Below are 14,252 nucleotides of genomic sequence, written 5' to 3' on the forward strand. Positions count from 1 at the left end.
GAGTTAATAATATCATAAAGGACGGGCTAATACAACTTATTTTTCTATTTTATAACGGTAACATATCTCTTTTTTTTGCCTTAGACTGGCAGTCTTTACACAAGCCGACCACGGTTCCATTGTCTTGAGCGTAGAAGATCAACTTCCCATTCTTCTTCTTGCAAGAAGAGCAAGGTTGCTCCCCTGGACTCTGTTTGGCTTTGCGATGACTATCCATTGAGATCACATTACTGCTAGTCGTGCGCAAAGGATCGCTTGAGCTGCTTGTTTTCTTTTTCTGAACGATATAATACCCAACACCCAGCGCTAGCAAGACAAGCAAAATAACTACATATTTCATCTGGCTCCCTCCGCTCTTCATGATTTACTTGAGGTAAGAAAATAAAAAGACCGCCCTGTGATGCAAGTAAGGCAACGGTCTATATCGTATTCGCAAACTAGCCTTAGCACATCTCACTATAAAAGCGCTTTTCAGTAGCTGCTGAAGATTATATATGAGAGCATCTTCGCTCTTTTTATATGTACCCTTACCCATTTTAATGTGAGCGTAAGATCTATATTTCATTTTAGCACAATTGAAATTTGAAGTGTAGTGAACACTTTTTAAATACCTAGTCTTTGGTCCAGTATATTAACCCGCCTACAGCCGTTTTTACAATAAATCCCCATAGGCTATACTTACAGAAGTACGTACATAACGTAGCGCTTAGGGAAGAACACATATACCCAAAAATAAGGAGGATTTTATTCAATGAAAAAGAGTAATACAACTAGCGTAATGGCAGCTGTAGCCGTCTTGTCCATCGTACTTCTGGCAGGATGCACAGAATTACCGGGTAGGCAATCCGCTAATAATGAATTAGGAAAGAATATTACTGAAGATGTGCAGCAAAATATTGGTGAGGCTGTGAAGCAAGAGCTGGGTAAAGCCGCTGCAAGCGTGGAGCAGGCCGTTCAGGATACAGCTACCAAGGTGGTCGACGAAGTTAAAGCAAACAGCATTAGCAAAGAACTATCCTTATCTAAAGAGATCGGCTCTGCTTCAGTGCTTAGCATGAACAATGCAGTGGGAGAAATAGAGGTTACATCAACTACGGGTGATCAAATTAATGTGAGTGCGACAATCTTAGCCCATAACGGCTCCGCTCATAAAGCTGACCGCCAGAAAATTTTGGATGACGCTGAGATTTCAATAGACGTTAGTGGCGATACTCTGAAGGTATCTACAAATTCCAAATCAAATCCGAAGAAGGATTTATGGACTTGGGCTCAAGACAAATACGGTTATTCAGATTTTAGCATTAACTATACCATTGAGATCCCCACCCGTATGGATGAATATCAAATCACCAATAATGTCGGGCAAATTCGTCTCCTCAATCTGGACGGAAATTACCGCATCGTCAGCAACGTTGGAGCTATTGATATCGAAGGAGCTAACATCACCGGTAAGTCCACTCTAGAGTCTAATACAGGAAGCATACGTATGGATATAGCCGGAATGAAGAGTGATAGCCGTCTTAAAGCGACAACAAATGTAGGTAGCCTCAATGCTGTTCTAGCCGATGGCGTGAAATGTAGCTTGGTGGCTAAAAGTGATCTAGGCCAGATCACCGGGGTTGAGGGTGGCAAACGTGATGTTAACGGAGGAGGTCCTTTGTTGTCCTTAAGCTCTGATATAGGTGCAATTACAGTAGAGTAACCAACCACTAAAAACAGACCGTCCGGATTAGCGGACGGTCTGTTTTTGCATCATCATATCAGATTAATGCAATAGCCAACAGTGTGAACAAGCTGAGAGTTAAAATATTGTCAGCAGCATAAGGGTAACCAAAAAATGCAGAAGTCTGCACAGGTCCATTGGATCCTGTTCTTAAGTAAACATTATATCTGTCCACATCTGTAATCACACCTTCATGCTGTCTGCCATCAGTAGTCAGGATACGTACCCTTCTATTCTTACAACGTAAGCAATTATAATAAGCCTCCACTAGTGTACTCCTCCTCATTCGTAATGATATACTCTATGGTGAGGAGTACAGGTCGGTAACGGCTAAGTTACATAGGTCATTTGTTTGGATCGATATTTACTTTCCGTTCTCTGCATTTTTTGTATTCCCAAAGGTTATATATAAGGAAAGACATATTCTCGGCTTGTTATCCGTACCATCCTATCCATTCAAGGAGGCCAATCGAATGAATGTAGCACGTAAACAGTTTATTAAGGAAGGCGTACTGCGTATTACCATCTTTATTATTTTATCATCGCTTACCTATACCGTTCGCAACTATGCATGGGCAGTTACTGTTCTCGTATGTTTTGCGCTTTACGCTCTACTTACAGGAGTATATCGCCTCTTTCGCAAAGAGTAGAATGCGCCTCCACGAATTTTTATAGTTAACCAAACGCCCCCTTTCCAAAGAGTTTTTAATTCTCCTTGAAGAGGGGGCGTTTACATTCTGATCAGAATCACAGGGTTTGACCTCTTAGTAGAGCACAATAAAACCATTAGATGTAGTAACTTTCGTTCGCTATACTCTAATGGTTTTATTGGACTTGCTTATTCATACTTAATTATTAATCTTATATGTTCAAGCTTTAAAGGGCGAATGGGAATTACGATTTGCGATTTGTATAATAATCGATAATATCATTCACGGTGCGGAGCGGCTCCGCATCTTTGTGGATCGTGTCCACGCTAGGCTTGAATTCTTCACGCGTCTTCGTAGTCACTTCAGTTCATTCCTTTCAATAGTTAAGCTTGCTGCATCGTAAGCTGCATATAGTATTACGCCACCTCTATCTATTACCCCAAATAGAAGAGTTCAACGCACCTATGCTCATTTGTTTTGGAAATTGCGCAAAAAAATACGAGATTATAGCCCTTCTTATACTTAAGTAAACATAACAAAAACGCCTCCTTAACGTAAGATACGTTAAAAAGACGTAAAATATGCCTGTTTTATTAAAATTTTACTCCGGCTTGATTTTCATTTTTCAGACGTTCCAGTGTTTTCTTGTCTTTCAATGTTAGTTCTGCACTTTCGAGCAAATCAGGTCTACGTTCAAGTGTACGCTGTAACGCTTGCTCTCTCCGCCATACTTCGATGTTGGCGTGATGGCCACTCAGCAACATATCTGGTACCTTCCAGCCGCGAAATTCAGCGGGTCGAGTGTAGTGAGGATATTCCAACAGCCCTGTACTGAACGAATCCGTGATCGCAGAGGTTTCATTTCCAAGCGCCCCTGGCTGTAGCCGAACTACTGAATCAATAACCGTCAGTGCTGGTAGTTCTCCACCCGTTAACACGTAATCGCCAATCGACAGTTCATCTGTAACCAGATGCTCCCGTATCCGCTCATCGTAGCCCTCATAATGACCACATATAAAGATTAGATGCTGCTCTTGTGCCAGTTCCTCAGCAATCTTCTGATTATAGGTCTTTCCTTGTGGGCACATAAGAATGATGCGCGGCTTCACAGAGGAAGGCGACGGGACTGCAGATTCAGAACCATTCTCCAAAGGACTAGCCTCGATCCCCAATACATGTTCTACCGCTGCAAAGATCGGGTCAGGCTTTAGTACCATACCCCCGCCCCCGCCATACGGTGTATCATCCACACTGTTGTGCTTATTTCCTGAGAAATCACGAAAGTTCACAGCATTCAAAGATACAATCCCTTTTTCGCATGCCTTACCAAGAATACTTGTGCTAAATACGCCTTCGCACATCTCCGGAAAGAGCGTTAGCACATCAATTCTGATCATGGCAATAGTCCTTCCATTAAGTGAACCGTAATTCGTTTGGCCTCAATGTCCACGTTCAGCACTACATCGTTAATTACAGGGATAAGGATGTCTTGACCTTTAGCAGGCTTAACAACCCACACGTCATTTGCACCTGGCTGTAAAATTTCCGTAATTGTGCCAAGCGGTTCACTTCCAGCATCATCCGTATAAACTTCACAGCCAACGATTTGGTGGAAGTAATATTCGTTCTCTGGCAGATCAACCAGATCATTACTTGGCACCTTAAGCAAACTTCCCTTATACTTTTCCACTTCGTTAATATTGGTATATCCCTTAAGCTTAACGATAAACATACCCTTATGCTCTCGAGCGGATTCTACAGTCACTTCGAATTTTGCACTGCCATCCGCAGGAATGACGAACAGCTTCTTGTCTTTAGCGAAACGAACCTCAGGAAAATCGGTATGGGATAATACTTTAATCTCCCCGCGAATTCCATGTGTATTCACAAGCCGGCCTACGGTTAATTCTTCCGTCATATAACCCTCTCCTCTACAAGCTTCATCTATATATTTGAACAAAAAGGAGCCGGGATATACTATCCCTAGCCCCTCATTGTACGCATTATTTAAGATAAAATATCTACAGTTACGCGTTTATCGCTCTTGACTGCTGCAGATGTGACTACTGTACGGAGCGCCTTGGCGATCCTGCCTTGCTTGCCGATGACCTTTCCTACATCATCTGGATGTACGGACAGCTCATAGACAATCAAATGCTCTTTCTCCACAGCCCGTACCGTCACATCTTCTGGATGATCCACTAAAGCCTTAGCAATTACTCCAACTAATTCTTCCATAGAGGACCCTCGCAATCAGTCATTATTTCTGTTGCTTAAGCTCATGAAACTTCTTCATCACGCCTGCTTTGGAAAGCAAGTTGCGGACGGTATCAGATGCTTGCGCACCTGTTTGAAGCCATTTAAGAGCTTTTTCCTCATCGATCTTAACTACTGCCGGTTGTTCAATCGGATTATAATAACCGATTTCCTCGATAAAACGACCGTCACGAGGGGACCGGGAATCGGAAACCACTACACGATAGAAAGGCGCTTTATGCGCTCCCATTCTTTTTAGACGAATACGTACTGCCACGAAAAATCACCTCCTTATAATAGTTTCCAACATTAGTTGGTCAGACATTCAAGATCATTTAAAAGGGAATTTCAGCCCTTTTCCACCACCAAGACCTTTAAGCTGCTTCATGGCATTTTTCTTGGAGGCTTTGCCGCCTCCGCCCATCATGCCGGAGAATTGCTTCATCATCTTACGCATCTCATCAAATTGTTTGATGAGGCGGTTGACCTCAGCGACTGAGGTTCCGCTGCCGGTTGCAATACGCTTGCGGCGGTTATGGTTAATGATCTCAGGCTGTTGCTTCTCCGCCTTAGTCATAGAATGAACTATGGCTTCAACGCGTCCCATTTGCTTATCGTCGACCTTTAAATCTTTAATGCCCTTGGCTTTGTTCATACCCGGAAGCATATCAAGAATTTGATCGATAGGGCCTAGCTTCTTCACCTGATCCATTTGCTCAAGGAAATCATCGAACGTAAACTCTGCATTACGCATCTTACGTTCCATTTCTTTAGCCTTGTCAGTATCAATGTTCGCCTGGGCTTTCTCAATCAGCGACAGCATGTCGCCCATACCCAGAATCCGCGAAGCCATACGTTCCGGATGGAACGGCTCCAGCGCGTCGATCTTCTCCCCTAAAGCGGCGAATTTGATCGGGCAACCGGTAACAGCTTTTACTGACAGTGCAGCACCACCACGGCTGTCGCCGTCGAGTTTCGTCAATACGACCCCTGTAAGCTCAAGCTGCTTATTAAAGCTCTCGGCTACATTCACGGCGTCTTGACCCGTCATAGCATCTACTACAAGAAGTACTTCATCAGGATTTACAACATTGTGAATCTGCTTGAGTTCTTCCATTAGTTCTTCATCAATATGCAGGCGGCCTGCAGTATCGATAATAACATAATCAAGTCCGTTATCCTTCGCATGTTGTACAGCTTGTCTGGCAATTTCTACCGGACTAGTCTGATCACCAAGCGAGAATACAGGAACCTTAATCTGTTCTCCCAGCACTTGCAGCTGCTTGATAGCAGCAGGCCGGTAAATATCTCCCGCAACCAGGAGCGGACGATGATTGCCCTTCTGTAACAGCTTAGCTAGCTTACCCGAAGTGGTTGTCTTACCAGCCCCTTGTAGACCCGCCATCATAATGACGGTCGGTGGCTTGTTCGACTTGGCCAGCTTCGCTTGGCTTCCGCCCATCAGCTCGGTTAGTTCCTTGTTGACGATGTCGATAATTACCATGCCAGGCGTAAAGCTGTCCATGACTTCCTTGCCGATGGACTTTTCTTTCACCTTAGCCACGAATTCTTTAACTACCTTGAAGTTAACATCGGCTTCCAGAAGGGCTAACCGCACTTCACGCATAGCTTCGTTTACGTCTTCTTCGGATACTTTACCTTTACCGCGTAGCTTGCTGAACACATTCTGCAATCTTCCGGTTAAACCTTCAAACGCCATATGCAGATTTCTCCCTTCATGCTACTCTAACCTCTGCAAGCGATCCACGATCTCCGCGAACCGAAGTTTATATTGCTCAGGCAGCATCCCATTCTCCGGCAGTCTGCGCAGCTCTTCTAAATATTTAGTACGACTCTCATGTTTTACTAATAGTCCAAGTTTTTCTTCATAATTCTCAAGGACTTGCTCAGCGCGCTTAATATGCTCATAAACAGCTTGGCGGCTGATTTCAAATTCAGCGGCAATCTCTCCCAAGGAAAAATCATCGTGAAAATAATATTTAAGAAACGTTTGCTGCTTATCTGTAAGCAGTCGTTCATAGAAGGCAAAAAGCAAATTGATACGATTCGTTTTCTCGAGCCTATTCTCCTGACTCATTAAGGACAACCCCTTCGTCAAGGAAAAACACTTTACACCTTCACAACGTCCCTTATGATACCTAAAAGAAAGAGAGATGTCAAGCACTTTTGCTTGTCATCTCTTTCTTTATTAAAAATCCATATTTTCCGCGATAAATCCGCTTGAAATTATTGGATTGGCAGTACATAAACCAATATGGCGAAGAAATGTGTGACACTGCCTGCAAGAACAAATACATGCCAGATCGCGTGATGGAACGGAAACCCTCTCCATACATAAAAAACTGTACCTAGAGTATAAAGCACTCCGCCAGCCATCAGCAGAATCATACCACCGTCCGCTACCACTGCCGAAAGAGGATTCCAGGCGATAACAATCAGCCAACCCATAGCAATGTAGAATACCGTAGACATGAACAAGAACTTTTTAACAAAAAACGCTTTGAAGAAAACGCCAAATACTGCGATTCCCCATATAACACCAAATAAACTCCAGCCAAGTGTTCCCCGAATAGCTACTAGCAAAAAGGGTGTATACGTGCCTGCGATAAACAGATAAATAGAGGAGTGATCGAAAAATTCGAACAAATCCTTTGCCTTACCCTCTTTGAGACTATGCACAAGTGTTGAATTGAGATACAGAAGCAGCATTGTCGTTCCATAAATGGAGAAGCTGACTACATGCCATGCCGTTCCTTTCAGACTTGCAAAAACAACAAGCAGGACAAGTGCAGCGACGCTTAATACAGCTCCGATCCCGTGCGTAATCGCATTCGCGACTTCTTCTCTCCGGGTGTAGGTGTGAGTATTTGCCATATCCATATCCTTCCGTCTAAGCTTTCTTTCTATTATACCACGCGGACCTCACTGGATTACAGTTTGTAAATCTCCGTGTATTTCTCCTCCAAATAATCAGCCAGATAATCTGGACTGAGCGGCTCACCTGTTACTTGTTCGATAATTTGCGAAGGGGTCAGACTTTTTCCGAAACGGTAGATTTTTTCTGTTAACCATTCTTTAATCGGCAAAAGATTTCCCGCAGCAATCAATTCATCGTAGTTCGGCAGCTCCTTGCGGAGTGTATTCAAGATTTGGGCAGCATACATATTTCCCAAAGAGTAGGATGCAAAATATCCGAAGTCTCCACCGGACCAGTGCACGTCCTGCAATACACCAAGCGCATCATTAGGCGGTGTAATACCTAAATATTCTTGATATTTAGCATTCCATACCTGAGGCAGATCTTTGACAGACAGTCCTTCATTAAAAATAAGCTTTTCGATCTCGTAACGCACAATAATGTGCAGATTGTATGTAAGCTCATCTGCTTCAATTCGGATGAATGAATTTTCCACACTGTTAATAGCCCGGTAGAAATCCTCTACATCTACATTAGCAAGTTGCTCTGGGAAATGCTGCTGCAGATCACCGTAATAACGTTGCCAGAACGCACGGCTGCGGCCAATCATATTCTCCCATAGTCTCGACTGAGATTCATGAATCCCCATCGATGCGCCTTGAGCCAGCGGTGTTCCCACTAAATCTTGGCTGATATTTTGTTCGTAAAGCGCATGTCCACCTTCATGCAGTGAGCTGAAGACGGCGCTAGTCACGTTATCAAGTAAATAAGCGGTCGTAATACGAACGTCACCTGGATTCAGCCCTGTAGCAAAAGGATGCACACTCTCATCCAAGCGGCCTGCGTCGAAGTCATAGCCCATTTGCTTCAGAATAAAGTTACCAAACTTTTGTTGCTGCTCTTTAGGGAAAATCTGCTGCAAGAAGCTGGTATCTGGTTTATTAGGTGAAGCAGCGATAGCTTCCACTAACGGAACCAAGCGGCTGCGGAGGCGACTGAACACTTCATCCACCTTTTCTACTGTGAGATCAGGCTCATACATATCTAGTAGCGTATCGTAACGTGTGCCATTAACACCCCAATAATCGATGAACTCTTGTTTCAGAGCTACGATTTTACTCAAATAAGGTTCAAATGTAGCAAAGTCATTGTTCTCCTTAGCTTCTTCCCAGATCGTTTGGGAATGAGCAGACAGGACAGCGTACTCTTCAAATCTTTTGGACGGAATACTCTTACTGCGCTCATACTCTTTGCGGCAATCGTTGACGATCTTTTGTTGATTAGCTGTAAGCTGGCTCAACACTTCTGGACGGCTGAAAAATGCTGTAAAGTCACCCATCTCCTGTGAAATCTCAAGTCTGAACAATTCTCCACTCAGCATCCCAATCGTACCGGAACGAACTTCTACTCCCTTACGTGGTGCACCTGTGCGCAAATCCCAGTGCATTAATTCTATGGCCTCTGAATATCCACTAATTTTTGCTAATAACTCGCTGAATTGTTCCCATCGTTCCTTTACTTGTTGTTCCATTCTACTCCACCTGCTTTCTCTGTTTTACAGACTCCTCTTGATGATACTTTTTTGAATGAGTATAATCAACTTCAGAGATTACATCTCTAATTTTAAATATTTAATGAGTTACATAAGAAGCAGAGCATGCTTCGAACAAAAATCAAGGAGCGTGAACAGGGCTATGATGATTCAAGTTACACCTCTCGCAGAAAGGAAGTTGAAGGAAAGGCTTGGAGATCAGCCAGGATTTTTCAAGCTCTTTTATGATACGGTAGGCTGCGGGTGTGACGGAATTAATGTGTTACTGATTGTTTCAGAAGTGGAGCAAGGCGATTCTAGGATAGAGACGAATTCTCTTCCCTTTATCGTAAGCCGGCAACAGGAAATCTTTTATGAAGACAAGATGCGACTCGATGCAGAGGAACGTTTCTCTTCCTATAAGCTGGTCAGTGATTCTCAGATTTATGGCAACAATATCATGGTAAGAGATATGCGCAACGTAAGTACAATTCAAGGAATTTAAGGGAGGAAGCTAATATGAGCCACGTATCAGAAATTATTAACTTTAATAAAAGTTTTGTAGAGAATAAGGACTATGAAGCTTATTTAACCAGTCGTTATCCTGACAAAAAAATGCTGATCATCACCTGTATGGACACTAGACTCGTTGAATTATTGCCGAAAGCCATGAATTTCAAAAATGGTGATGTCAAAATCATCAAAAATGCTGGTGCGGTTATTTCTCAGCCTTTTGGTAGTGTTATGCGTAGTGTAATGGTAGCTCTATATGAACTAGATGCTGAAGAAGTAATCGTGGTTGGACACTATGAATGCGGTATGGCCTCCCTCAATGCGGACCATATGATCAATTCCATTAAAGAACGTGGAGTATCTGAAGAAGTGCTGTCTACACTGGAGAATTCCGGAATCAAACTTACAAAATGGCTGCGTGGGTTTGACAATGTCGAAGAAGGGGTAATTCAGACTGTGGACCTGATTAAACGTCATCCACTGCTTCCCCCTAATGTACCTATCCATGGCATGATCATCGATCCGGCAACCGGAGCGCTTGAGCTTGTCGCTGATGGGTATAAGTAACGAATGACGACTCTCTAACTGCTGTTTGCGTGGATCCTGGATCCACGCTTTTTTTGTGTATAAAAGTATAAATTATGATAAATAAAATTGAAACCTTGTGGGGCATGTCTGCGTATTACCGACCATACACAAAAATTCATGCTCACAGGAGGGTTTTCGTACTAAATGAAACCAATGAAACGCGTAATGATGATTCTAATGGCCTTCACTCTGTTTTTTGCAGTGGTTGCTCCAGACTTTGCCGATGCACGTCGAGGTGGCGGCGGATTCAAATCCGGCACTCGCAGCTATTCAACAACCCCAAAAAAATCAACAACAACAAATAACATCAAAAAAAGTGACAGCACTAAAAGTTCCACAGCAGGATCTGCTGCAAATACAAAACGTGGCTTCTTCAGCGGCGGCAGCTTAATGAAAGGCATGATGATCGGTGGTTTGGCCGGATTATTATTCGGTGGAATGTTTGGTGGAATGGGAGCTTTTGGTGACTTCCTAGGCTTTGCCGTTAATATGCTAGCTATCTATGTATTGGTTATGCTCGTGATGTCCTTCTTCCGTCGTAGAAAAGAACGTCGCCGCTTAGAAGAACAGGATGGTCGGTACTAATGTCTACAATTGTTCTAAGCATGGATGAGATCATCAATGCCCTCTGTCTGCACATGGCGGAACGAAAGGCTGTTCGCCCAGAGGATGTTCAGGTGGAACTGAGCTGGGAAGAAGATACCGGTTACTCTGCAGAGGTTTGGGTACAGGGCCGCAGTCAATTTCTAGTGGAGTCCAATATGATTGAAGCGATCCTGCGTTACATGCTCTGCGAATATGGTGTTCGCGCCTATCGTGAAGATGTAAGACTGGACCTGGATGAGGAAATCACAGCGATTGTAAATACAGGGAACTAATGATAGTAAAAGGGACAACCCGAGGGGTTGTCCTTTTTTGATATAACGCTATTCATAGAAATATTGCTTTACCGTCCCTACTCCGTCTGCCACTTCAATTTCTGCATAAGCTCCATTAATAAAAGTAACCTGCGGCGGGACATGACCACAATCGATATCATAAACGATCGGTACCTTAAGCTCTTCGAATAGTTCAGCATAGATATCCTCGGCAGTATAGTTATCCACAGGCCGATTAGCTGGACTTCTGCCAAACATAATCCCCGAACAATTCTCAAACCACCCTGCCAGCTTCATCTGCACTAAAGATCTGCGTAAATCCGCTGTGTTCAATTCACAATTTTCCAAATACCATACTATAGGTTCGTCATGAATCATTTCTTGCTGAAAATGCTGGAGCTTTCCATAAGGTGTGCCGATCAAATGCCTAATTACATCTATACAACCACCCAATAGACGTCCTTTCATAGTTACAGCATCTGTAGTTAGAGACTTCCAATAAGTCTCCTCTGTCAAATGAAAAACGCATGGCGAAGGTACATCATGTTGCCATTCCCGCTGATATTTAAGAGATGAATGCTGCACAATGGACTCACCCACTGGTGTCTCTAGAACCGCCTGCCAGAGGGTTGTAGTATCATCCGAATACTCTCCCCGTAAATCAATGAGATTCGCTCCGTGGGCAGTAGCCAACCCGGTTGTCAGCGTGACCGCAAGCAGCAAGACGCTTATATCTGAATATCCCACGATCCATTTGTCCTGCAAAGCATCAAAATCAATAAATTCCAGAGCTTCAATTAACAATTCCCCGCCCCAAGGCGGAATAAGGACATCGATTCCATCATCTTTGATCATCTCATTAAACTCATGACCACGAACATTGGCTGGTGCAGATTTAGCCTTATCTTGCTTCCATGCCGTTTCGCCGATAATGACATTAAATCCTTGCGACTTCAAACGGCTGGAAGCCAGTGTTAGTAGTTCTGCATTTTGAATGCCTACTCCAGATGAAGGTGCTGTAACGCCTATCGTCGCATTCTTTTTCAAAAAAGGGTATCTAATCATATGCCACCTCCCAGAGTTTGTACCCATTATATCCCTAAAGTGATAATGAGAACACCTTCTTCTAACACATACTTTGCTCATATAAAAAAAGGACCTGGCTGGATGCGTCAACGTATGACCGCAAATCCTGCACATGTCCTTCTTCAATTAAACCCAAACACTAGATTAAAGAGATAGCAAGCAGTTCAAACAACACAAGCGGTAAAATCACATTATTATTGTAAGGGGGACCTGGATAAGGTCCTGGATATGGGCCAGGTCCCGGGCCCGGATGAGGATGATACGGCTGATGAGGGTTGTAAAACCCGCGGGGCATTTGCCCATTAGCTGCAACGTTCAGATACAAGTGTTTATTATCTACTCCGGCTATAACGCCTTCATGTACAAAGCCATCTATTGTCTGTACGTTCACCTTATGGTTAAGGTATGGCTTGCAAGATTGATGTAGGGAATCGCGGACACCGTGCAGGTGCCGGATCACAGCAGGATCGGCCTGATAAATCACATTCTGTTGCTGCCCAGTGTTAAATGTCGACATGGATGTTCTGACCTCCGTAAATGGATTTGCTCCATTCTATGCAGAAGCCTAGATTACGGTGCCTATTAAATGGGCTATTCTTAGAATGGCAGAGCGACCTTTTCAACCTTAACATTTACGGAAACTAGAGACAGTCCCATCATATTCTCAACAGCATTTCTTACATTTTGCTGCAGTATATAGCAGACCTCTTGAATCACACATCCGTAATTAACTATGACCTGAAGATCGATGGCAACATCCACTTCTTTTACTTCAACGGACATTCCTTTTTTTACATTTTTACCGCTTAGACGTTTAGCCCAGTTGTCCGAGATACTGCTTCCTGACATGCCGGCAATACCCGGTGTGTCCAGAACCACTTGCCCGACGATCGAAGTCACCACATCATCTGAAATATGAATTAGTCCTTGCTCCGTTCCTTCATTCATAGAAATCCCTCCATAATGTTTTATTAACTTAAGAGATATCAGGACTCTCCTCTACCTCTATCTCTACCCGGCGTTGCTTGACAAACAAATAATAGGCCTTGGTCAAGACGATTTTAACAATCATATACAGCGGAATAATCAGCAATATCGCAATGATCCCGCCTAAATCACCGCCAACTAATACCAGGATAATCGTTGTCAGCGGATGAATATCGAGCTTTTTCCCAAAGATGTAGGGAGCGATTAAATTATCCTGTATCTGCTGCGCTACCAGAACAATGATGATGGACCAGACGGCTATAGACGGCGATTGAATGAATCCGATGATGAAAATAGGGATACTAGACAGTATCGCACCAATAAAAGGCACGAAGTTCATCACAACTGCGATTACAGTCAACAGCAATGCATATTGCAGGCCGATAATAAGGAAACCAATATACATCAGAACGCCTAAGGCTAAATTAACAAGCACCCGGCCCACGATAAAGCCACTAAGCGCACTGTCGATTTCAGTCATCATTGTAGTTCCTTCTTCACGATACTTCTTTGGAAAGAAACTTACAATCTTACGTCCGAATTTCCCACCTTCCTTAAGCATGTAGAATAACATAATCGGAAAGGTGAATAAAATGATCGCGAAATTCGAAACAAAAGAGAACAATCCTGATACGTAATTCGTTAATAGCGTAAACCCTTTATTCAAATAATCCGTCAATGTGGAGGCTGGATTCGCATCAGCAGGGATCAACGCAGACAGAAATTCATTATCTTCTAGTTTCAATAGCTGTTGATTCAAGGAGGCAATGAGATTCGGCATATTATCGACGAAATTAACTAATTGTGTGCGAAGTGAAGGCCAAACGCCGATAATAAAAGCAAACAGAAGCACTAAAATAACTACATATACGATGATAATCGCCAAAGAACGATTCAGCTTATATTTCTCCAAGGTATCGATCAGTGGCCGCAGCAGGTAATAAAAGAAACCCGCCAGCATTAAAGGCACTATAATGACACTGAACAAAGACAGGATCGGTGTGAATAAAAAATCTACGCGTGAGCCTAAAAATACAATGCCTAACACTAAAAGAATCGCTAGACAAACTCTGATGAAATTGTTCAGTTTAGCCATAGTTTC

The 14,252-nt window shown here is 43.2% G+C and carries 20 protein-coding genes; 6 read left to right on the plus strand and 14 right to left on the minus strand.

Features of this window, described 5'->3' with window-relative positions; all coding sequences use genetic code 11:
* Positions 1 to 49 precede the first annotated feature (49 nt).
* A complete protein-coding gene (locus NST94_RS18300) occupies positions 50 to 340 on the minus strand; it encodes a hypothetical protein (protein WP_051491579.1) in 291 nt (96 codons plus the stop codon).
* 411 nt (positions 341 to 751) lie between these two features.
* Between NST94_RS18300 and NST94_RS18305 the strand changes: the two genes are divergently transcribed.
* Positions 752 to 1,702, plus strand: coding sequence for a hypothetical protein (locus tag NST94_RS18305; protein WP_076301633.1), 951 nt, complete (start codon positions 752 to 754; stop codon positions 1,700 to 1,702).
* Between the two features lie 58 nt (positions 1,703 to 1,760).
* Here NST94_RS18305 and NST94_RS18310 read toward each other — a convergent pair whose 3' ends face one another.
* On the minus strand, positions 1,761 to 1,991 hold the full coding sequence (locus NST94_RS18310) for a hypothetical protein (protein WP_036688596.1): 231 nt from the start codon (positions 1,989 to 1,991) through the stop codon (positions 1,761 to 1,763).
* Between the two features lie 205 nt (positions 1,992 to 2,196).
* Between NST94_RS18310 and NST94_RS18315 the strand changes: the two genes are divergently transcribed.
* Positions 2,197 to 2,373, plus strand: a complete 177-nt coding sequence (locus tag NST94_RS18315; protein ID WP_155288145.1) for a hypothetical protein — start codon at positions 2,197 to 2,199, stop codon at positions 2,371 to 2,373.
* A 593-nt stretch (positions 2,374 to 2,966) separates the two neighbouring features.
* Here NST94_RS18315 and trmD read toward each other — a convergent pair.
* The 8 genes from trmD to NST94_RS18355 form a co-directional block, all read right to left on the minus strand.
* Positions 2,967 to 3,767, minus strand: a complete 801-nt coding sequence (trmD, locus tag NST94_RS18320) for a tRNA (guanosine(37)-N1)-methyltransferase TrmD (protein ID WP_076301788.1) — start codon at positions 3,765 to 3,767, stop codon at positions 2,967 to 2,969.
* Positions 3,767 to 4,291 (minus strand): ribosome maturation factor RimM, encoded by a 525-nt coding sequence (rimM, locus tag NST94_RS18325; RefSeq protein ID WP_036688599.1) that lies wholly within the window; start codon positions 4,289 to 4,291, stop codon positions 3,767 to 3,769. Before rimM ends, trmD begins: the two co-directional genes overlap by 1 nt.
* Before the next feature lie 89 nt (positions 4,292 to 4,380).
* Positions 4,381 to 4,611, minus strand: coding sequence for a KH domain-containing protein (locus NST94_RS18330; RefSeq protein WP_036688600.1), 231 nt, complete (start codon positions 4,609 to 4,611; stop codon positions 4,381 to 4,383).
* Positions 4,612 to 4,633: 22 nt separating this feature from the next.
* On the minus strand, positions 4,634 to 4,906 hold the full coding sequence (gene rpsP / locus NST94_RS18335) for a 30S ribosomal protein S16 (protein ID WP_036688604.1): 273 nt from the start codon (positions 4,904 to 4,906) through the stop codon (positions 4,634 to 4,636).
* Positions 4,907 to 4,960: 54 nt separating this feature from the next.
* Positions 4,961 to 6,349 (minus strand): signal recognition particle protein, encoded by a 1,389-nt coding sequence (ffh, locus tag NST94_RS18340; RefSeq protein WP_036688607.1) that lies wholly within the window; start codon positions 6,347 to 6,349, stop codon positions 4,961 to 4,963.
* A gap of 21 nt (positions 6,350 to 6,370) precedes the next feature.
* A complete protein-coding gene (gene ylxM, locus NST94_RS18345) occupies positions 6,371 to 6,727 on the minus strand; it encodes a YlxM family DNA-binding protein (protein ID WP_036688609.1) in 357 nt (118 codons plus the stop codon).
* A gap of 149 nt (positions 6,728 to 6,876) precedes the next feature.
* Complete coding sequence (locus tag NST94_RS18350; protein WP_076279607.1) at positions 6,877 to 7,524, minus strand: hemolysin III family protein; 648 nt, start codon at positions 7,522 to 7,524, stop codon at positions 6,877 to 6,879.
* A 56-nt stretch (positions 7,525 to 7,580) separates the two neighbouring features.
* Positions 7,581 to 9,098 carry a carboxypeptidase M32 gene (locus NST94_RS18355; protein ID WP_036688614.1) on the minus strand — a complete coding sequence of 506 codons (1,518 nt, stop codon included), beginning with the start codon at positions 9,096 to 9,098 and terminating at the stop codon, positions 7,581 to 7,583.
* A 163-nt stretch (positions 9,099 to 9,261) separates the two neighbouring features.
* Between NST94_RS18355 and NST94_RS18360 the strand changes: the two genes are divergently transcribed.
* The 4 genes from NST94_RS18360 to NST94_RS18375 all read left to right on the plus strand — a co-directional run bounded on the left by NST94_RS18360 (position 9,262) and on the right by NST94_RS18375 (position 11,077).
* Positions 9,262 to 9,603, plus strand: coding sequence for an iron-sulfur cluster biosynthesis family protein (locus NST94_RS18360; protein WP_076127099.1), 342 nt, complete (start codon positions 9,262 to 9,264; stop codon positions 9,601 to 9,603).
* Positions 9,604 to 9,617: 14 nt separating this feature from the next.
* The gene (locus NST94_RS18365; protein ID WP_036688619.1) at positions 9,618 to 10,178 is read left to right on the plus strand and encodes a carbonic anhydrase; all 561 of its coding nucleotides are present in this window, start codon (positions 9,618 to 9,620) and stop codon (positions 10,176 to 10,178) included.
* A 165-nt stretch (positions 10,179 to 10,343) separates the two neighbouring features.
* Positions 10,344 to 10,784, plus strand: a complete 441-nt coding sequence (locus tag NST94_RS18370) for a hypothetical protein (protein WP_076127101.1) — start codon at positions 10,344 to 10,346, stop codon at positions 10,782 to 10,784.
* 8 nt (positions 10,785 to 10,792) lie between these two features.
* A complete protein-coding gene (locus tag NST94_RS18375) occupies positions 10,793 to 11,077 on the plus strand; it encodes a YxcD family protein (protein ID WP_076301789.1) in 285 nt (94 codons plus the stop codon).
* A gap of 48 nt (positions 11,078 to 11,125) precedes the next feature.
* Here NST94_RS18375 and NST94_RS18380 read toward each other — a convergent pair whose 3' ends face one another.
* The 4 genes from NST94_RS18380 to NST94_RS18395 form a co-directional block, all read right to left on the minus strand.
* On the minus strand, positions 11,126 to 12,142 hold the full coding sequence (locus NST94_RS18380) for a S66 peptidase family protein (RefSeq protein WP_076301634.1): 1,017 nt from the start codon (positions 12,140 to 12,142) through the stop codon (positions 11,126 to 11,128).
* 160 nt (positions 12,143 to 12,302) lie between these two features.
* Complete coding sequence (locus NST94_RS18385; RefSeq protein WP_036688624.1) at positions 12,303 to 12,680, minus strand: hypothetical protein; 378 nt, start codon at positions 12,678 to 12,680, stop codon at positions 12,303 to 12,305.
* Positions 12,681 to 12,760: 80 nt separating this feature from the next.
* Positions 12,761 to 13,111: an Asp23/Gls24 family envelope stress response protein gene (locus NST94_RS18390; protein WP_076127105.1), complete on the minus strand. Its 351-nt coding sequence runs from the start codon at positions 13,109 to 13,111 to the stop codon at positions 12,761 to 12,763.
* 28 nt (positions 13,112 to 13,139) lie between these two features.
* Positions 13,140 to 14,246: an AI-2E family transporter gene (locus tag NST94_RS18395; protein WP_036688627.1), complete on the minus strand. Its 1,107-nt coding sequence runs from the start codon at positions 14,244 to 14,246 to the stop codon at positions 13,140 to 13,142.
* Positions 14,247 to 14,252: the final 6 nt, after the last annotated feature.

Source organism: Paenibacillus sp. FSL H8-0282 (assembly GCF_037963825.1).
In the GTDB taxonomy this organism is placed as follows: Bacteria; Bacillota; Bacilli; order Paenibacillales; family Paenibacillaceae; genus Paenibacillus_AQ; species Paenibacillus_AQ odorifer.